The sequence below is a fragment of the Paenibacillus mucilaginosus 3016 genome (assembly GCF_000250655.1).
Classification (GTDB): Bacteria; Bacillota; Bacilli; order Paenibacillales; family NBRC-103111; genus Paenibacillus_G; species Paenibacillus_G mucilaginosus.
In genome coordinates, this window is the sequence record NC_016935.1 from 86,005 (window position 1) to 105,194 (window position 19,190).

20 protein-coding genes are annotated in these 19,190 nt (G+C 51.9%); all 20 read left to right on the plus strand.

Annotation, left to right across the window (positions count from 1 at the left end; all coding sequences use genetic code 11):
• Positions 1 to 58 precede the first annotated feature (58 nt).
• The 20 genes from PM3016_RS39215 (at position 59) to csrA (ending at position 19,083) form a co-directional block, all read left to right on the plus strand.
• Entirely contained in the window at positions 59 to 361 is a 303-nt protein-coding gene (locus PM3016_RS39215; protein WP_238540405.1) for an S-layer homology domain-containing protein, read from the plus strand.
• Positions 342 to 569 (plus strand): S-layer homology domain-containing protein, encoded by a 228-nt coding sequence (locus PM3016_RS39220; protein WP_238540406.1) that lies wholly within the window; start codon positions 342 to 344, stop codon positions 567 to 569. The genes PM3016_RS39215 and PM3016_RS39220 overlap by 20 nt, the downstream gene beginning before the upstream one ends.
• Before the next feature lie 95 nt (positions 570 to 664).
• Positions 665 to 3,127, plus strand: coding sequence for a hypothetical protein (locus PM3016_RS00410; protein ID WP_238540407.1), 2,463 nt, complete (start codon positions 665 to 667; stop codon positions 3,125 to 3,127).
• 66 nt (positions 3,128 to 3,193) lie between these two features.
• The gene (locus PM3016_RS00415) at positions 3,194 to 3,775 is read left to right on the plus strand and encodes a hypothetical protein (RefSeq protein ID WP_014368095.1); all 582 of its coding nucleotides are present in this window, start codon (positions 3,194 to 3,196) and stop codon (positions 3,773 to 3,775) included.
• Positions 3,776 to 3,863: 88 nt separating this feature from the next.
• Positions 3,864 to 4,133, plus strand: a complete 270-nt coding sequence (locus PM3016_RS00420; protein ID WP_013913906.1) for an alpha/beta-type small acid-soluble spore protein — start codon at positions 3,864 to 3,866, stop codon at positions 4,131 to 4,133.
• Positions 4,134 to 4,323: 190 nt separating this feature from the next.
• On the plus strand, positions 4,324 to 5,529 hold the full coding sequence (gene metK / locus PM3016_RS00425) for a methionine adenosyltransferase (RefSeq protein ID WP_014368096.1): 1,206 nt from the start codon (positions 4,324 to 4,326) through the stop codon (positions 5,527 to 5,529).
• A gap of 236 nt (positions 5,530 to 5,765) precedes the next feature.
• Positions 5,766 to 8,393 carry a stalk domain-containing protein gene (locus PM3016_RS00430; RefSeq protein ID WP_014368097.1) on the plus strand — a complete coding sequence of 876 codons (2,628 nt, stop codon included), beginning with the start codon at positions 5,766 to 5,768 and terminating at the stop codon, positions 8,391 to 8,393.
• Between the two features lie 172 nt (positions 8,394 to 8,565).
• Complete coding sequence (locus tag PM3016_RS00435; protein WP_013913910.1) at positions 8,566 to 9,720, plus strand: sensor histidine kinase; 1,155 nt, start codon at positions 8,566 to 8,568, stop codon at positions 9,718 to 9,720.
• Positions 9,721 to 9,724: 4 nt separating this feature from the next.
• Positions 9,725 to 10,450, plus strand: coding sequence for a response regulator (locus PM3016_RS00440; protein WP_013913911.1), 726 nt, complete (start codon positions 9,725 to 9,727; stop codon positions 10,448 to 10,450).
• 91 nt (positions 10,451 to 10,541) lie between these two features.
• Positions 10,542 to 10,940 carry a hypothetical protein gene (locus PM3016_RS00445; RefSeq protein WP_013913912.1) on the plus strand — a complete coding sequence of 133 codons (399 nt, stop codon included), beginning with the start codon at positions 10,542 to 10,544 and terminating at the stop codon, positions 10,938 to 10,940.
• Between the two features lie 44 nt (positions 10,941 to 10,984).
• On the plus strand, positions 10,985 to 12,769 hold the full coding sequence (locus PM3016_RS00450; protein WP_014368098.1) for a DEAD/DEAH box helicase: 1,785 nt from the start codon (positions 10,985 to 10,987) through the stop codon (positions 12,767 to 12,769).
• A gap of 446 nt (positions 12,770 to 13,215) precedes the next feature.
• Positions 13,216 to 13,668 (plus strand): ComF family protein, encoded by a 453-nt coding sequence (locus PM3016_RS39225; protein ID WP_238540408.1) that lies wholly within the window; start codon positions 13,216 to 13,218, stop codon positions 13,666 to 13,668.
• Between the two features lie 105 nt (positions 13,669 to 13,773).
• Positions 13,774 to 14,187 carry a flagellar protein gene (locus tag PM3016_RS00460; protein WP_013913915.1) on the plus strand — a complete coding sequence of 138 codons (414 nt, stop codon included), beginning with the start codon at positions 13,774 to 13,776 and terminating at the stop codon, positions 14,185 to 14,187.
• 101 nt (positions 14,188 to 14,288) lie between these two features.
• Positions 14,289 to 14,570: a flagellar biosynthesis anti-sigma factor FlgM gene (flgM, locus tag PM3016_RS00465; RefSeq protein ID WP_013913916.1), complete on the plus strand. Its 282-nt coding sequence runs from the start codon at positions 14,289 to 14,291 to the stop codon at positions 14,568 to 14,570.
• Positions 14,571 to 14,592: 22 nt separating this feature from the next.
• Positions 14,593 to 15,093, plus strand: a complete 501-nt coding sequence (locus PM3016_RS00470) for a flagellar protein FlgN (RefSeq protein ID WP_014368100.1) — start codon at positions 14,593 to 14,595, stop codon at positions 15,091 to 15,093.
• 87 nt (positions 15,094 to 15,180) lie between these two features.
• Positions 15,181 to 16,788, plus strand: a complete 1,608-nt coding sequence (gene flgK / locus PM3016_RS00475; RefSeq protein WP_014368101.1) for a flagellar hook-associated protein FlgK — start codon at positions 15,181 to 15,183, stop codon at positions 16,786 to 16,788.
• A 48-nt stretch (positions 16,789 to 16,836) separates the two neighbouring features.
• Positions 16,837 to 17,727, plus strand: a complete 891-nt coding sequence (gene flgL / locus PM3016_RS00480) for a flagellar hook-associated protein FlgL (protein ID WP_013913919.1) — start codon at positions 16,837 to 16,839, stop codon at positions 17,725 to 17,727.
• 11 nt (positions 17,728 to 17,738) lie between these two features.
• Positions 17,739 to 18,320: a DUF6470 family protein gene (locus PM3016_RS00485; RefSeq protein ID WP_013913920.1), complete on the plus strand. Its 582-nt coding sequence runs from the start codon at positions 17,739 to 17,741 to the stop codon at positions 18,318 to 18,320.
• A gap of 77 nt (positions 18,321 to 18,397) precedes the next feature.
• Complete coding sequence (gene fliW / locus PM3016_RS00490; protein WP_013913921.1) at positions 18,398 to 18,841, plus strand: flagellar assembly protein FliW; 444 nt, start codon at positions 18,398 to 18,400, stop codon at positions 18,839 to 18,841.
• A gap of 5 nt (positions 18,842 to 18,846) precedes the next feature.
• Positions 18,847 to 19,083 (plus strand): carbon storage regulator CsrA, encoded by a 237-nt coding sequence (gene csrA, locus PM3016_RS00495; RefSeq protein WP_013913922.1) that lies wholly within the window; start codon positions 18,847 to 18,849, stop codon positions 19,081 to 19,083.
• Positions 19,084 to 19,190 lie beyond the last annotated feature (107 nt).

Here is a 19,190-nt window from a genome sequence, read left to right on the forward strand (position 1 = left end):
ATCTTCCACACAGAACTCTCAAAACCCGAAAGATATCCGAGGAGGAGAAAAAAAGGTTATGAAGAAAAGTTTATCCGCAATCGTATCCCTGGCTATGGCTTTCTCGATGTTTTCTTCCGTAGCACTGGGCGCAACATCCGCTGACTTCAAAGATCTGAACGATCTGGACGCAGCTACTAAAGCAAAATTTGATGCAATGATTTCCGCTGGCATTTTCGACGGCGTAAGCGAAGATACATTCGGTCTGAAGGACAAAATGAACCGCGCTCAATTCGCAAAAGTTGCGGCTCTGATCTTCGGTCTGAAAGTCGACACTTCCCTGAAGACTTCCAGCTTCTCCGATGTTAAAACAAGAAGCTGACGACCCAGCTAACGGCTACGCGCTTCCTTACATCGAAGCTCTGAAAGCTGCTGGTCTGACGGACGGCTACGCTCCTGGTCAATACAACCCTGCTGGCGAAGTAACGAAGCAAGAGCTCGCTACGTTCCTCGTTCGTGGTCTGGGTTGGGAAGATCAAGTGAAATCCGATGTTGGCGTAAGCGACAAGACGGTTTCCGACTGGGCGTAAAGGTTATGTAGCTCTGGCGATCGAGAAGAAAATACCTGACTTCCGGCGAAGACGGAACGTTCGGCGGTACTTCCGCAGCAACTCGCGACCTGCTCGTGACTGCAGCATACGAAGCTAAGCTTGCGCACGAAGCTGCTAACAAGCCGGCTAAAGCATCCGTAGCTGAAGCAAAAGCAACTGGCGCGAAGCAAGTAACCGTTACTTTCAACCGCGATGTTGATACAGCTAAAGCTAAGCTGACGCTGAAAAAAGGTACGGTTGAAGTTGGCGGCACTGTGAAGTTTGCAGACGACAAGAAATCTGCAACAATCACTACGGACTCCCGTATCAGTGCAGGCACTTACAGCGTGACGCTGAGCGGCCTGGATGCAGCTGATATCGACAAAGCTACGGCTGAGTTCACAGCTCAAGACGAAACTCTGACGAAGATCGAGTTCGTTAACGCTAACGATACGATCGCCCAAACAAAGAAAGCAATCGTTAAGCTGAAAGCTACGAACCAATACGGTGAGAATGCTTCCTTGAACGCTAGCTCCTACACTGTGTACTCGGGCGATGTTCCAAACTCGTTGAAGAAAAATGATGCTGGAGAACTGCTGCTGACTTTGGATACTTCCAAAGAGACAAACGGCGATGATCTTGATCCGGGTCTCAGCATTATTCCAGTTAACATTTACAACACCGACTCTCGTAATGTGAGTGTGTCGAAGAACTTTAAACTTGGCAATGCTCCATTCATCTCCAAGCTTGAGCTGGGTACTGTGAAGTATGCTGCTGGTAAGGAATCGCTGGGTATCAATGAGTCTGCTACTGTGGACCTGCTTCAATATGATCAATACGGCAACCTTGTAGCTCACGATGCACCAGAAATTGAACTTGAAGATGTACAGATTAATGTTAATCCATACATCGATGAAGAAGATCTCGTAAGAGAAGTTGGAGACTCCAACAACGATGATATCTCCGACATCAAGTTCTCCTTGGGCGGCGGTGTTGACCGTTCCGGCGACTTCACTTTCAACGTGAACAGCCAAGCGGGTACAGCGACTGGCACACTGAAAGTTGGTTCTTCTAAGGTAGCAACTAAAGTTGAAATTGGTGATATGAACAACGTCATCGCAGCAGGCGACGAAGATGCATATGTGCCAATCATCGCTTATGACGCTAATGGCGATAAGCTGTCCCTTGAAGATCTGACCAATGAAACCAATGCCGGTGCTACTGATGAAGATGATGACAAGCGCATCGAATTCAACGTAAGTGGCGTTGATGATTATGAGTTCATGAGATCCGGTGAGCACAAAGGTGAGCTCAAGCTGAAAGGCATCCGCGATACTGCGTCTGGTGTAGTTACTGTAACTGCAATGATCGCAACTGCAAATGCGAATAGCGTTGTTACGAAGCAGTACACGATCCAAGATGCTCGTACTCCAGAAACGATCGCAATCGTTAAAGAGCCTGCTAAGAAGATCGTTGCCGGTGCTGAAAGCAAATTCGAGTTCCAAATCCGTGACCAGTACGGTAAAGAACTGAAGACGCTGAACTATGTTGACGATAATGGGAACGTAGATTCGACGACGGATTCCAACTTCCGTGTGACGGTTGTATCTGACACTTATAAGTCTAACCCTACAATCACGGTTAAAGAGAAGGACGGATTTAACTTTACCGACACTCAATTCGTATACGACAAAGCGTACGAGAAAGCCAACGGCAAGCTGGACGTAACCTTCAACGAAGAGCATAAGTTTGTTGCTGCAGGCGATGCTAAAGGTGTTGCGAGATTAACTGTTCGTATCGAGAAGCTGAACAGCAACAACGAGTGGGCTGAGATTGACAAGGAAACTCGTGAAATCGAAGCTATCGATTCCGACGATTCCCTGACATACTCCCTCAATGCTGTAGGCGATTTGTTCAACGCTATTGATAGCTCTGCTGTAACGGACTATACTTACAATAGTGCTGGAAACAAACTGGATGATGAGAATGATCAAGAGAAGGCAGATAAGAGCTTGTTTGCTAAAGAAGTTGTTGTAGCTGCTAAAGATGCTTCTGGTAACACTGTTGCCATCGCTGATAGCATTACTCAAATCTTTGCTGCTGACCAATCTGTTGCTAGAACAGCTATCAAGGGTACAGAAGGTTACGTAATTGGTAACAAGCCAGGTACTACTAATGTAACTGTCTCCTTCAAGAACCATAAAGGTGAAACTCTTACAAGATCGGTATCCGTAAATGTTAAGAGTGATCCAATCACAGTAACTAAGGTTAAAGCTGGTAAGACAGAAAGAACCATTGCACAAGCCCAAGCTGCTTCCAACATTTATGCACTGATGGAGCTTGATGTTGTTGATAACTACGGTATCACTTACGAGGATTCCGAAATTCAACAATACAACTACATCCTTGGCACAACAGTTAGCATCACTAACGTTGTTGGCGGTACAGTAGAAGTTAACCAATACGGTGAACTTAAATTTACTGGCAATGTTAAGAGCTTCGATCTGACGGTTTCTGCTAATGGCTTCTCTGCTACAACTGCTATCGTTGCGGAGTAATTACGAAATGAACGAAAAGAGAGACCTTCGGGTCTCTTTTTTCTTATCCAAAGACTGAGGTGTAGCATGAGAGCTTTATTTACAAAGTCCCTAATACTCGCTGGAATACTATCGATAGCTGCGGTTTATGTTGCCAGTGCAGATGGCACAGCTCCAGGAGTCGAACCAGGCTCCGTAGACGATCCAGTCATCACCAAAAGCTACTTCGACCAAAACATCGCAAACAAAGTTACCGATGAATTGTCCAAACAAAGCATCACCGAGGCTAAGGTGAAGGAGTTAATCTCTGCCGCACTTGCAGGTGGTGGGTCAACTGCAGCACCGGGAGAGCCCGTCAGCAGCGAAGGCTCAGCTCTAAAAGTCGTCCAGCTCCAACCTGGACAGACCATCCTCGGCGCCGCCGGCACTGAGATCATCGTGCGCTCCGGCAAAGTGCTGGCCGTTAGCGATACGGAAGACGGTATACCTGACGTCACCATCGGTAAGGATGTCACAGCTGGGGCACCCGTTGATTTGAATCATCTGCTCATTGTCCCGCGTGAAGGCCGGGGCATTAAGCCAGACCCTAAGAGCAAGGCAGACATCTATGTAATGGTTCGCGGCGGCTATACAATTACGGAAGCTTCTGATAAAAAGGCTACACCATAATTTTGTCCGTTCCTCCAGCATTTCATACGGGTGAGGCCATCGCATTCGGAGACAATAAGGGTACATTCCATTGAGGAGGTATCCCCGAATGTCGAAAACGAACAAGAAAGTGGTACCGGAAAGCGGAAAAGCGCTGGATGTGCTGAAGTATGAGATTGCCGCCGAGCTTGGACTGCCTGTTGGTAAATCTGCTGCTAATCTCAATGTTGAATTTGCGACTGAGCTTGGTGCCATTCCTTCTCAGAATATGAAAGAAGATTATTGGGGTCATATTGCTTCCCGTGATGCAGGTGCAGTAGGTGGGACCATTACGTCCAGACTCATTCGTAAAGCAGAAGAAATGATGTTTAATCTCTAAAGGTTTTTAAGGTGTTAATTTTTTGCGAACTCATCGTTATTTATTGACAGTGTCCGACAAATCCAGTAACATACACTATTGAAGGTATAAGAATGAAACTAACCTTTTCCAGTCGGAAAAGGTTGATTTTTTGTAAGGGGCCGATAAGCCAAGGCACTTATGAGAATACTAGCAGTAGGAGGTTGTTCTAATGTCCAATCCAGTAGGCCGTCGTTTGTTCACTTCGGAGTCCGTAACCGAAGGACATCCGGATAAGATTTGCGACCAGATCTCGGACTCTGTCCTTGATGCATTCCTCAAAAATGACCCGAATGCCCGCGTAGCGTGCGAAGTATCCGTAGCTACGGGTCTTGTTCTTGTAATCGGTGAGATTACAAGTCGTTCGGAATATGTAGATATTCAATCGATCGCCCGTGAGACGATCAAAGAAATCGGGTATACGCGTGCAAAGTATGGTTTTGACTCTACTACTTGCGCAGTGCTTGTTTCCCTGAACGAGCAGTCTCCTGACATCGCTCAAGGTGTTAACCAGGCACTCGAAGCTCGTGAAGGTCAAATGACAGACGATCAGATCGAAGCGATCGGCGCCGGTGACCAAGGGATGATGTTCGGTTTTGCCGTTAATGAAACGCCAGAATTGATGCCGCTCCCGATCTCCTTGTCCCACCAGCTGTCCCGCCGTCTGACTGAAGTCCGTAAGAACGGCACTCTGTCTTACCTCCGTCCGGACGGTAAGACTCAAGTGACTGTAGAGTACGAAGGCGATACTCCGGTTCGTGTGGATACCATCGTTATCTCTACCCAGCATGGGGAAGAAGTAACACTGGAGCAGATCCAGAAGGATATCAAGGAGCACGTGATCAAGCCGATCGTTCCAGACAACCTGATCGACGAGAACACGAAGTACTTCATCAACCCAACGGGCCGTTTCGTTATCGGCGGACCTCAAGGGGATGCAGGTCTGACAGGCCGTAAGATCATCGTAGACACCTACGGTGGGTACGCACGTCACGGCGGTGGCGCATTCTCCGGTAAGGATCCAACGAAGGTTGACCGTTCCGGTGCTTACGCAGCGCGCTATGTTGCGAAGAACATTGTCGCAGCGGGCCTGGCTGACAAGTGCGAAGTACAACTTGCGTATGCCATTGGTGTTGCTAAGCCGGTATCCATTGCTGTGGATACGTTCGGCACAGGCAAAGTCAGCGAAGAGAAGCTGGTTGAGATCGTACGCAGCCACTTCGATCTTCGCCCAGCCGGCATCATTAAGATGCTTGATCTTCGCCGTCCTATCTACAAGCAGACTGCTGCCTATGGTCATTTCGGCCGTACCGACGTGGATCTGCCTTGGGAGCGTACGGACAAAGCGGAAGCCCTCAAAGCAGCGGCTCAAGCTTAATCAATATCCTTTATCTGTCCAAGCAGGACGATCCGATTTTTCGGGTCGTCCTTTTTTGTTCTTTGAAAACTTCATATCTGTTCCTATTACTATGAATTAGATATGTAGGGCTTATTTGTTATTTTTCTGTAATCGTTCACCGCTAAGCCATATATTTCGCCTACCCCCGACGTAACTTTTCTAGTAAAACTAGAGTCTAAGATAGGAGAGTGGATTACGAGGAGGAGAACAGAAGCGTGAAACTGCAAAAAAACTGGCACAGGCTGTCCTGCGTCATGCTGTCGGCAACGATTTTTATTTCATCTTGGACCGTAGGGACGGTCTCCTATGCCACGGCAGAGCCTGTTGTTACGATGGTAAGTGAAGAGCCCTTGACCTCGGGTGCCATACTTAAGAAGTATGTGTGGCAAACCACCCGCAGCGGGAAGGCCGTGAAAACGAATGCGAATGTGGTGGAAGTCGATCTGACGAATCCCTATGTCAAAATAGATGTAATGACGGGAACGAACAATCAGTTTACGAAAAAGCAATCCGTACTGGCTATGGCCAAAGAAACAAAGGCTGTCGCGGGGATTAACGGGGATTTCTTTAATACGAAGGCGGAAGGCGTGCCCATGGGGGCTCAGATTGGAAACGGGCAGCTGATGGCTACTCCTATGCTGAATTCGCCGGGGTGGTATACGTTTGCGCTGGATAAGAACAATAAGCCTATCGTGGATGCTTTCACCTTCCAGGGGAACATCATTACCAAAGACGGGGCTTCTTATCCGCTCGGCGGAATCAACAAAACGTACTACTGGTACGGACCGAATGACACGCACAGCCATATCGACGGACTGTTCATGTACACGAATGCCTGGGGGCAGGTGGATCGTTCAAATGATGGTGTGACTTATCCTACGGAAGTACTGGTGCAGAACGGGATCATCAAGCAGGTAGCGGATAACGGCATCATCCAAATGATCGCCCCGCAGGATGGCTATATTCTTCGTGCTGCAGGCAAAGCAGCGGATTTTGTCAGGGAGCATATGAAAGCCGGCGATCCGATTCAAGCGGATTACAAAATGCTGCCGCAGGACGCAAGCAAAAATTATGACGTCGATTCGTTTAAAATGATGATCGGCGGTCATACCCTGCTGGTGGACCAGGGGCAGCCGTCCATTTTCACACTGGATCTAACGGGTCTTGGAGGGTATCGGGCGCGTACGGCCCTTGGGTATTCCCAGGATGAGAAGAAGGCCTTCATTATTACAGCCGACGCCAGCGGCGACAGCAAGGGACTCAGCATGACTGAGCTGCAGCAGTTCATGGTCAAAATAGGAGTGTGGAAAGGCCTGAATCTGGACGGCGGCGGATCGACTCAAATGGCAGCCCGTCCGCTTGGCGAAACGACCCCGGTGCTCATTAACCAAACCGAGGGCGGAGGCCAGCGCCAGGTAGTGAATGGAGTAGGGGTGTACACGCTTGCACCCAAAGGTGCTGTTAAAGGTCTGACGATTCAGGCACCGCTTTTCTTATTTATTGGTGAGAATGCCCCACTAAGTTTCCGGGGATATGACGAATACTATAATCCGGTAGAGGTGGGAACAGCAACAGCGGCTTGGAGCACATCGAGCAAGCTGGGCTCCTTTAAAGAAAATATCTTTACTCCAACCGGTGCGGGATTGGCCAAGGTCACAGCCACGGCCGGCACGGGGACGGCAATTGAAGACCTTGAGATTATTGGGCGCCATCAGCTGACGGGGCTGAAGATCAATGCAGACCGAGCGGTCATCGCAAATGGAGCTTCGGTGAAGCTTCCTGTAATCGCCATGACATCTGCAGGGGAATCCCGCGAAGTGCCTTCTTCACTCATCGAGTGGGAAGTGCTCGGAGTGAAGGGTGAGGTCGTCAACGGGGAGCTCAAAGTGAGCGACCTGAACGGCCAAAAAGCGGCACAGGTCATCGCCAAATATGATGGCTACAGCACGATGGCCGTGATTCCGGTTGGGGAAGACAAGGTCTGGTATGATCTTGACACCAATGCGGTGCAGACCTTCTCGGATGCTAAACCGCTCGGAGTAACCTCCTCTGTATATATTCGTCCGGATGAGAAGAATAACAAGTATCTGGCACTGCAATATGATTTTAGCGGTGGTGGTACGGAAGCGGACAAGTGGGCGTTCGCCACTTTGGACACCCGCATTGTCATTGAAGGCCAACCGGGACAGATGAAGATGCGCGTCAACGGGGATGAGAGCCTGAACTGGCTGCGTGCTGAGCTGCTGGATAACAGCGGCAAGATTCACCGGGTAGACATCGCTCGGAATATCAACTGGAAGGGCTGGAAGGAGCTCACGGTGAATCTCTCCGATTACCCGATCGACTTCCCGATCCGTGTCCAAAGTGTATACCTCGTGAATGAGGGCCAGGGGCAGGATGAGCGTGCCGAGAAGGGCCAGATCGGCATTGACGACATTACGTTCACTTACCGGGGCAGTCTTCCTCAGCCATCCAATAACTCGGTAAGCCTGACCGTTGGCAATAAAGCCGTATCGGTGAACGGCAAAGGCATGACGCTGGAACAGGCTCCGGTCATCGTGGAAGGCAATACGCTCATTCCGATTCGCTTTGTTACGGATGCGCTTGGCGGTACAGTACGTTGGGATGATCAGGAGCGAAAGGTTACGGTTATCCGCGGCGGTAAAATGATCGATCTTTGGATCGGCAATAAAGACCTGGTTGTTAACGGTGAACGGATTACGGCGGAAGTGCCCCCAGTCATCATGAGTGATCTGACGATGGTGCCTCTGCGCATTCTTTCCGAGAATCTGGGATGGAAAGTGACGTGGGATGGGAACACTCGACAAATCACACTGCAATAATTAGTCCTAACAGCACTCACAATCTCCTGTAAATATGGTACTATATTGCTAGTGCATTCTAAATAATGGCCATAATTTGACCTATTTCACATGAGCCTGGGTGCTGGGTTCCAGGTTTATGGGAAAATGGGTCAGCCTACACCAAGAAAAATGGCGAAGGAGCTTTGTCCGGATGTCAGTCGATGTGTTTGACCGCGTTATCAAAAATGCCATCGATGTGATGGAGAACAGCAAATACCAGATTTTTGAGATCTGCGAAAATGTCCGGGCAGAGCGTGAAGCGCTAAATAAAGAACTGCAGCTGGTGATTGAGGAAACGGCGATAACGATCGACATCGTGGACAAGTTTGAAGTGGATTACCGCCGTTCCCGCGTCCGGCTGACGGAAGTGAGCCGGGATTTCAAACGGTTTAACGAAGAGGATATTCGGGCGGCCTATGAGGCCGCTACCCAGCTTCAGGCACAGCTTGCGATTCACCGGGAGAAAGAGCTGCATCTGAAGATGCGCCGCGATGATCTGCAGAAGCGGCTCAAGAACCTGGACAAGCAGCTGGAGCGGGCGGAAGCGCTTGTATCCCAGTTCGGGGTGGTGCTGGAGTACCTCTCCGGGGACCTTCATCAGGTAACCCGTCTGCTGGAGTCGGCCAAAAGCCGGCAGCTGATGGGCCTGAAGATCATTTTGGCCCAGGAAGAGGAACGCAAGCGGATTGCCCGGGAAATCCATGACGGACTGGCGCAGAATATGGCGAACATGGTGCTTCGGACGGAGATTACCGAGCGCATGCTGGCGAAGGAAGCGTACAGCGCTGTCAAAGAAGAGTTGGCAGACCTGAAGAGCGGTGTCCGGGCAGGGATTGAAGAGGTACGCAAGATTATTTTCAATCTCCGCCCGATGGCGCTCGATGATCTGGGGCTCGTTCCGACCCTGCGCAAATTTGTGCAGGATTATGAGGAACGCTCCAAGATCAGCACGAAATTCGAGCTGATTGGCAAAGAGGTCCGGCTGCCGTCAGGGATGGAGGTGGCCGTGTACCGTCTGGTGCAGGAAGCGTTCTCCAATGTCCTGAAGCATGCCGAGGCATCCCACATTACACTCGAATTGACATTTCAGCAGCAGATGATCAAATTGACGGTGACCGATAACGGAGTCGGATTCAATACGGCAGGCATCGACAAAAAAATCACCCAAGGCAGCCACTACGGATTAATGGGCATGCGGGAGAGGGTAGAGCTGCTGGAAGGGCGGTTCGACATTCAATCCGAGGTTGGTGCCGGCACGAAAGTGTCGATGGTGATCCCGATCAAGTCCGAGTCCAAGGAGGAATAAAGGAATGGATATTATGGGCAGTGCCAAACGCCCCATCAAACTGGTTCTGGCTGACGACCATCAGCTGTTCCGCGAAGGGGTGAAGCGGATATTAAATATGGAGAGCGACCTGGAGGTCGTCGGGGAGTGCGGCGATGGCATTCAGGTGCTTGAGCTGTGCAACACGCTCCATCCCGATATCGTGCTCATGGATATCAACATGCCGGTAGAGAACGGTGTTGTGGCCACGGAGAAGCTTAAAGAGATTTTTCCGGACATTAAAGTCATCATTCTCTCGATTCACGACGATGAGAGCTATGTCTTCGAGACGCTCCGCAAAGGCGCTTCGGGATACCTGCTGAAGGACATGGAGGCGGAATCGCTGATCAATGCGATCCGCTCCGTAGTTGCAGGCCATGCATACATACATCCGAAAGTAACCGGAAAGCTGATCAACCAGCTGCGTCGCATGACGTACCTGGATGAGCAGGGAGTAACGGGAACGAGCCCGGTAGCGAAAGAAGCCGGGGTAAAGTATGTTCATATGGACAACAGTCCGCTCACGCGCAGAGAGGCAGAGGTGCTTCGCCTGATGGCAGAAGGCAAGAGCAACAAGAATATCGGCGAATTCCTTTATATCAGTGAGAAGACCGTAAAGAATCATGTGAGTTCGATCCTCCAGAAGATGGAGGTTGATGACCGGACCCAGGCGGTTATCATTGCAATCAAGAACGGATGGGTTACGCTGTAACGGGCTATACGGGCCAGGGCTGATTTCATCCGGAAGGCAGGAACCAACCACCTCATAGCGGCATATACTGTTCCCAAGGGAGGGAGCCGCTATGATGTTAGGCTTGGTTTGGATCATTGGCTGCTATGCAGCGGGGATCGCCGTGATTCACGCGCTTCACAGGCAGTGGAAACGCCGCGGCACCCGGCGGGCCGCACACTACGTTCTATATGCGCAGAACGCCCAGATGCAGCTGGAGTGGTATCTGCGGTCGCTGTACTTTTTCTCTTGGATCAAAGGCAGGCCTATTGAGGTGACGCTGGTCGATGAAGGGTCAACCGATGAGACGCTGCAGATTGCAGCAAGAATCGCCCAAGAGCAGGCACTGAATGTTGTAGAGTCCCCATATTGGAATATGGACACTTGGATAGAAGGACATCAGGAACAGGATGTTGTGGTCATCCGGCTTAATCAAATCAAAGGTTTGGAGAGCGCTTACAAATGGTTGTGAGAAACATCCCGCCGCGCTTCCGGCCAATATATAACAGGTGAGATATGAAAGCATGGGTATATGCCGTATCGACGGCAACCGGTATCACCTGGCACGTTTCCTTGGATATGCGTGCGGACAGGGATCATTGGATCCGGACCGCAGGACGCGGATTCAGGTTATTCGTGCTGGAACCGGAACTCTCTTTCGGACAAGCCCAAGAGCTTGCCGGAAGGGTCAAGGCAGGCGGGCCGGTACGGCAGCTGCTGGGGAAGATCCGGGCAGCTGGGGAAAGTTTGGGCATGCGTACGGCCGAAGGAAGCTCGGCGGTTTGGCGGCTGTGGGAGTGGGAGCCTGGCGGTGAAGGAGGAATCCCGGCCTCCCCCATCCCGGGATATGAAGCCATGGCGGCCAAGATCCATGCCCTGATGCCCGGGCGGTCACTGCTGCCGGAAGAGTACCTTTCGCTGCTGGCCCACAGCGGGTTGGAGGAAGCGGCACAGTCTCCTTACTATTACCTGCAGCGCGGATGGCTCGAAGGACGGCTCCATTTGGAGAAGGGTGTTGAACTTCACCGGGAGGGCAGGGGATTCCCGTTTCGGAGGCCCAAGCTCCGGGCGCAGTGCAAAAGGTGCGGCAGTCAAGGGGCGCAGCTGCCTCAGAAGGGTACCAGCTCTTCAGCTTCGGTGGTTTGGACCGCATGTCCCCACTGCGGAGGCCCTTGTCCATACTGCGAAGCCTGCCTAACGATGGGGCGGGTGCGTTTCTGTACGCCATTGATCCGTTCAGCAGAGCAGCCAAGTACAAGCACGTGGCAGCGGAAGACTCAGGGGTTCGATACAGAGATCTACTTGCAGCCGTGGGGACTGAGCGATGTTCAGCGGGAAGCCTCGGGCAGCGCACTGCTTTTTTTGAAAGGAAAAAATTCAGTTACAAGAAGTAAGGGAAAAGCATCATCTGAATATAAGCCGGGCCGGTTCCTGATGTGGGCGGTAACGGGAGCAGGGAAAACGGAAATGATCTTCCCGATGATTCACTACACACTGACTCAAGGCGGCAGGGCGGCTGTCGTTACGCCGCGCCGGGATGTGGTGCTCGAGCTGCAGCCCCGCTTGGCGAAAGCCTTCCCCGGTGTCCAGCTCGTCACACTGTACGGCGGCAGTGAGCAGCGCTGGGACCAGGGGGATCTCGTGCTGGCGACCACCCACCAGCTGATGAGGTTCTATGAAGCATTCGACCTCGTCATTATCGATGAAATTGATGCTTATCCCTACCACAATAATCCCATGCTGCAGCATGCCGCGGAGCAAGTCTGCCGGCCGGACGGAGCGTATATCCTGCTCTCCGCAACTCCGCCTGAGCCGCTCCAGCGGGAAGTGCGCCGCGGACGGCTTCCGCATGCCCGGGTGGCCGCGCGGTTTCACCGTCACCCGCTGCCGGTTCCCCTGCTGCTGGCCACTCCGCCGCTGCAGCGCAGCATGCAGCAGGGAAGCCTGCCGCTCCGGCTGAAGGACAAGCTGCAGGCTTCTCTGCGGCGAGGCGCCCAGCTCTTTGTTTTTGTACCGAAGATCGCTTCGGTGGGTCCGCTTACGGAGATCCTGAGAAGTAGCTTTCCCGGTGTTCCGGTGGAGGGAACCTCATCCAAAGATGAACAGCGGGCGGAGAAGGTGACGGCTTTCCGGCAGTCCCAAATTCGAATCCTGGTGACGACGACCATTCTGGAGCGGGGAGTGACGATCCCTAAGTCGGATGTCTTTATCCTCGACGCCGATTCCCGTCTGTTCGATGCTGCTGCATTAATCCAGATGGCCGGGCGGGAAGATCATCTGAGGATCCGGCCGGGACGGTGATCTTTGCTGCCCAGCAGAAAACCCGATCCCAGGCTTCCGCCCTACGGCAGATCAAGGAAATGAACCGTCTGGCGCGCAAAAAGGGGTATATAGGGTAATGATCTATGAAGTGCATGAGAGGAGATGGACCGGTGTGGACTGATAAGGTCCGGCGCTGGCTTGCCGTCCTGCTCGGTGAGAGTGAAAGTCTGCTGTCCCGCAGGGATCCCCCCTGTCTGATCTGCGGCACACCGGGCGGTAAACAGGCTCTTCCGGTATGCCGGTTGTGCTGGGCGAAAATTCCCTGGATCGCCGATGTCCGCTGTTCCGTATGCGGCAGACCGGAAGAATGCCAAGATTGTCTAAGGCGGGAAAGGACTTACTATACAAAAAACCGCAGTGTTGTTCGATATAATGATCATATGAAAGAATGGCTGGCCCTCTATAAATACCGGGGAAAAGAATCGATGCGTGAAGTGATCGGTCCCATGCTGCAGCATGCCTACCGGCTTCACCGCATGGCGGAGACGGCACCGGCGGTAGAAGTGCTCTCGTATGTGCCACTGAGCCAGCAACGATTCGGTGAGCGGGGATTCAACCAGGCGGAGCAGCTCGCCCGGGAACTGGGGCAGCGAACGAATGTGCCAGTACTCCCGCTCCTGCTGAGGACCCAGCATACCGGCAAACAAAGCTTCAAGAGCCGATCCGACCGTCTGCGCGATCTCCGAGGGGTATTCGCGGCAGAAGCCCAAGGGACCGCATGGATTCGGGAGGCCTGCCGCCGGGGACCCGTTCGGGTGTATCTCATTGATGATGTATACACCACAGGCAGTACGCTGAACGAGTGCGCGAGGACGATTCGCGAGGCGGTCAACGTCAAGGCTCCGGTGGAAGTTTGCGGCATCAGCTGGGCCCGGTAATGCCCATCGTATATACGGACAGCTACAACATTTTGTATGTGCGTTTGTCCTTAATTTAGGCTACACTAGAAGTATTAGGACAGGCACCAGGGGAGGAAGTATGCGATGAGTCTTAATGTGGAAAACTGTAACCGCTGCGGCAAAATTTATGTAAAGAACAACTTTGGTGTTTGCCCTGCCTGCATCAAGGAAATTGAACTGCAGTACGAGAAATGCCTGAAATACCTTCGCGAGAACAAGGGCAGCTCGATGCAGGAGCTCAGCGAAGCAACGGAAGTCCCCATGAAACAGATTATGAAGTTCATCCGCGACGGCCGCATCTCAATCAAGAACAATCCGAACATGACTTACGAGTGCGATGCCTGCGGAAATTCGATCCGCGAAGGCAATCTGTGCGATTCATGCCGCAACCGCTTGATGAAAGACACAAGCGATCTGCATGCGCAGGAGGAAAGAAAACGGCTGTATCAAGAACAGCATAAAGCGACATTCCAGTCCAAAGATAAAAATGATCGCTGATTTGCATATAATTCCACTAAACATTTGAATCCCGCCAGCCGATAAAAAAGTATATCGATAAAGGCGGGTTTCTCTATTCCTGCCGATTGAGGTGAAAAAGTATGAAAATCAACGGATCCAACCAAATGAATGCCATCAGCCGCTACAAGAAAACGGCTGAACCCCAGCAAGCCGCCGCTCCGGCCAAAGCGAAGCCGAAGGACCAGGTGGAGATCTCGAGTCAAGCGAAAGAGCTTCTCGAATCCCAATCCGTCAAGTCCGCCGGTGCCGCAGCCGATGCCCGCGCAGAGAAGATCCAATCGCTGAAACAGGCGGTTCAATCGGGAACTTATTCCGTGGATGCAGGCAAGCTGGCTGAACGACTGCTGCCCTATCTGACCTAATCTAACCTGGAGGTGGTGAGCCATGTCTTTCGAGGCCCTGCTCGATACCATGACCGAACTGAATGAGATTCACAACTCGCTTCTGGAGCTCGCGGAGCAGAAGAGACATGTGCTCATCCATAACCAAGTGGAGCAGCTGATGCAGATTGTAACCAAAGAGAACAAGATGCTGAAGCGCATTGGGGAGCTGGAACAGCAGCGGGTGGAAGTGACCGGTGCGTTCCTGATGGAAAAAGGCTATAAGCCGAATCCCCGTGTAACGGTAAGTGATCTGACGAAAATTTTGTTTAATATAGAAGACAAGAAACTGCTGCTCGACAAGCAGAAGCAGCTCGCGGCAGCCATTAGGAAGCTGCGGGAGCTCAACCGCGTGAACCAGCAGATGATCGAGCACTCGCTGGCGTATATTGATTACTCGCTTGACCTGATTGTAGGTCCTCCTGAGGATGAGTTCGTTTATAAGAACCCCCAGGCCGGGGCCAGCGGGCCGAAGCGTCAAGGGATGTTTGACTCGAGAGCTTAAAGGCGCGTTTACTATAATGGCTGATTTGCGGAACCGGAGGAAGAGCACCGGCCGCTGCGGCATAGATACCGGAGGGGAAACGAACACATGCGTTCAACATTTGGCGGAATCGAGATATCTAAGCGCAGCTTGTTCACACAGCAGGCGGCGTTGACTACCACGGGCCATAACATTGCCAATGCCAATACCAAAGGATACTCCCGTCAGGTCGTCAATATGGTGGCATCGATCCCGATCGAATATCCGGGTCTGATGCGCAGTAACATTCCGGGACAGCTTGGACAAGGGGTAGAGTTCGACCAGATCAACCGGATTCGTGAGAAGTTTCTCGACAATCAATTTCACAACGAAAATAAAAGCTTGGGCGATTGGTCCATTCGTAAAGATACATTGGAAAAGCTTGAAGCCATCATGAACGAGCCGTCCGATACAGGGATCCGCCAGACGATCGAGGGGTTCTGGAATGCCTGGCAGGAGCTCAGCAAATCGCCGGAAAACACAACGGCACGCGTCCTGGTAAAGGAGCGTGCGCTTGCTATGACCGATGCATTCAATCAAACCTCGCGCCAGCTCTCCGAGCTTGCTACGGACCTGACCGAAAGCATCGGGATCAAAGCGCAGGAAGCCAACACGGCCCTGAACCAGATCGCGAAGCTGAACGAGGAGATCTACCGCATTGAAGGGCTTGGGAACAACGCTAACGACCTTCGCGACCAGCGCGACCTGCTCATGGACGATCTGTCCAAGATTGTGAATATCACGTTCACCGAAGAGGCGAACGGATACAACGTCAGGATGGGGAACGTGCAGCTGGTAGCCGGCAGAACGGTGGGCACGCAGTTCACCACGGCTTCCATGGAGGCGGCGGCAGCAGCCGGCGATCTGAGCGGAGGCGAAGTCTACGGGATGATCCAATCGCGGGACAATTATGTGGGCAATTATCAGTTCCAGCTTGATAACATGCTGAAGACGCTGGTGCAAGGCGATATGCAGATCAAGCTGCCGTCCGGTGCTGTTATTCCGGAGGGAACCACGCTCACGATCATGAAGCCGGACGGTACCACCGAGCAGAAGCAGTTTACCGGCACGATGGCGGACCGTACGATTGGAGCCGACACGAATGTTGTCGTGAAAGGCTTCAACGGACTTCATGCGCTTGGCTATTCGGGGAATGATCCGATCAGCTCGGGCCTCGAGTTCTTTTCCTTGAAGACAGGATACTCGGAATTCAGTGCGGCAAGTGTAACGGTGAACAGCACAATTCAAAGCGATGTCTCCAACATCTCTTCCTCGTTCCGCACATATATGGGAGCAGACGGGAACGAGAAGGTGGTCAAAGGGAACAATGACATGGCCCTCCTCCTCGCCAATGTGCGGTATGAGCGCGTAGACTTCGATCCGACCGCCACAGGCAGACCCATGCTCACCGACGGTACGTTTGATGAGTTCTTCCGCTCGATTATCGGCCAACTCGGTGTACAAAGCCAGGAGGCCACCCGCCAGGCGACGAATCAGCAGACGCTGGTCGACCAGGTCGATTCCAACCGTCAGGCTGTCAGCGGTGTATCGCTGGATGAAGAGATGGCGAATATGATCAAATTCCAGCACGCATATAATGCCGCAGCCCGTGCACTGACCACATTCGATGAAATGCTGGACAAGGTCATTAACGGCATGGGAACCGTCGGCCGATAACCCTATCAGCACGATACTATTACTCTGAGGTGAGGATAAGCCATGACTATGCGGGTAACGCAAGGGATGCTGAACAACCAGCTGCTGCGTAACATCAACTCCAACCTGAACCGCATCAATACGCACCAGAACGAGCTGTCCACCGGACGCCGGATCAACAAGCCCTCCGATGACCCGGTAGGCATGACTTTTTCGCTCCGCTACCGCAGTGAGCTCTCCGCTAACGATCAGTACGAGAGCAATGTAACGACGGCCATCTCCTGGCTGGAGTATACGGATACGACGCTGGACCAAGCGAACACGGTCATTCAGCGCGCCCGTGAGCTGGCTGTCCAAGGGGCGAACGGTACGAATCCGCAGCAGGCCTTGGATGCTATCAAGACCGAGATTGACCAACTCTATCAGCAGATGGTGACGATCGGTAACAGCGAATTCAACGGCAAGCACGTATTTAACGGCCAAATTACCGACCAGGCTCCCTACACTGCTGCCAATGCGGCTACAACTTCGGTAGACACCGGTGCGATTCAATTCGATATCGGGGCGGGCGTCAGAGTAAAAGCGAATATTACAGGTGACGAAGTGTTTGGCCAGGCCTCTTCGAATACAAACGTATTCAAGGTACTGCAGGATCTCTCGACCGCATTGGGTGCAGGTAACCAGAATGGCATCAATGATGCCCTGGGCCGTTTGGATCAAGCCAATGACCTGTTCCTGCAGGGACGGGCCGATGTCGGAGCACGGATGAACCGCATTGAACTGGCTCAATCGCGGCTGCAGGATATCAACGTGAATCTGCAGACGCTGCAGTCCCGCACGGAAGACGCTGATATATCCGAGGTCATTACGAATCTGAAAACCGATGAGAACGTCTACCAGGCTTCCTTGTCGGTAGGTTCGAAAATTATCTCTTCGTCGCTTGTTGACTTCCTGAGATAAGAGGTGGGCCTATGAGTCTGTCGATTTCTCCTCAGATTGGAATTCATCAGCAGTATGCACGTATCGGTATTGATGCGGATCTGGGTCAGTTCCAGATCTCGCAAAGTCCTGCCTCGCTGGAGATTACCACGACTCCGGCGAAGCATGACTACCATACGGAAGGCGGCAAGCTTACGATCGACAACAGCGCTTGGCGGGATGCACTAGGCAACGGCCCCCATCTGGAGGTCATGAACCGGATCTACTCCAAGAGTCAGAGCATTGCCCTTCAGGGGATTGCCAAGATTGTTGAAGACGGAAACCGGATGGCGGCCATTCACACCAAAGAAAATGCGATTGCCGCACTTGCCGCAGACAGCACGCAAGACATCGACTTCAGGGAATACATGTATATGGGCGATGCCGCTTATGACAATATTGATCTGAATTACGAGCCGGCCCGGGTGATTCGGGATATCCAGCCGGCGCAGGTACATATCAATGTCACCCGCAATGCTCCGGAGATTCAGTATAACCGGGGGAAGCTGGATATTTACATGCAGCAGCATGCCAGTGTTGAATTCACGCCGCCGCAGATTGACTACAAAATTTAAAAAGAGTCATAATGAAGCTATAGAGGCATTTTGCGCTATAGCTCGTTTTTTTATTCCATAAGGAAGAAGGTGCGCTCTTGCGTATTAACACATTGGCTCTGGGAGAGATCGAATACACCGAGGAAGAGGTGCTTACGTTTCCTAACGGAATTCCCGGATTTGAAGAGTATACCCGGTTTTTGATTATCGGACGGGGGGAAGCCTTCTCGTATCTTCAGTCACTGGAGGACGAAGGGATCAGCTTCGTCATTCTGAATCCCTTTGACATTTATCGGGCTTACGAGTTCGAGCTAAGTCAGGAAGATCAGGACGAGCTGGAAATCCGGTCGGAAGAGGGCATTGAAATATGGTCCATCGTGACTCTCGGGAAGCAGCCTGAGCAGTATACGGTCAACTTGATGGGACCACTGGTTGTGAATACCGTGAGCTGCCTGGGTAAGCAGGTTGTCCTTCATCATTCGCCTTATGGAACCAAACACAGCTTGGTCGAATTGATCGCCAATTCGAAAGAGGGGGAGTGACCGGAATGCTTGTACTCTCACGCAAAAAGGGCGAATCCATCATGATCGGGGATGGGATCGAGGTGATTGTTCTCGGGGTGGAAGGAGAGACGGTAAAAATCGGTCTGAAGGCTCCCCGGCAGCAGTCCATTCTGCGCAAGGAAATCTATCTCGCGCTCAAGGAATCGAACCAGGAAGCCTCGACAGCACAGGATGGATCCGGCAATCAGATCGACCAGTTAAAAAAGCTGCTCGGAAAATAGAAAAAATTTTCGGAAACTGGAAAAATACTATAAAAAACGGCCCTGAAGCCGCCGATATATTGTAAGGTAGAGGAAATTTAAGGGCGGCCGACCTTATCTCACCTTTC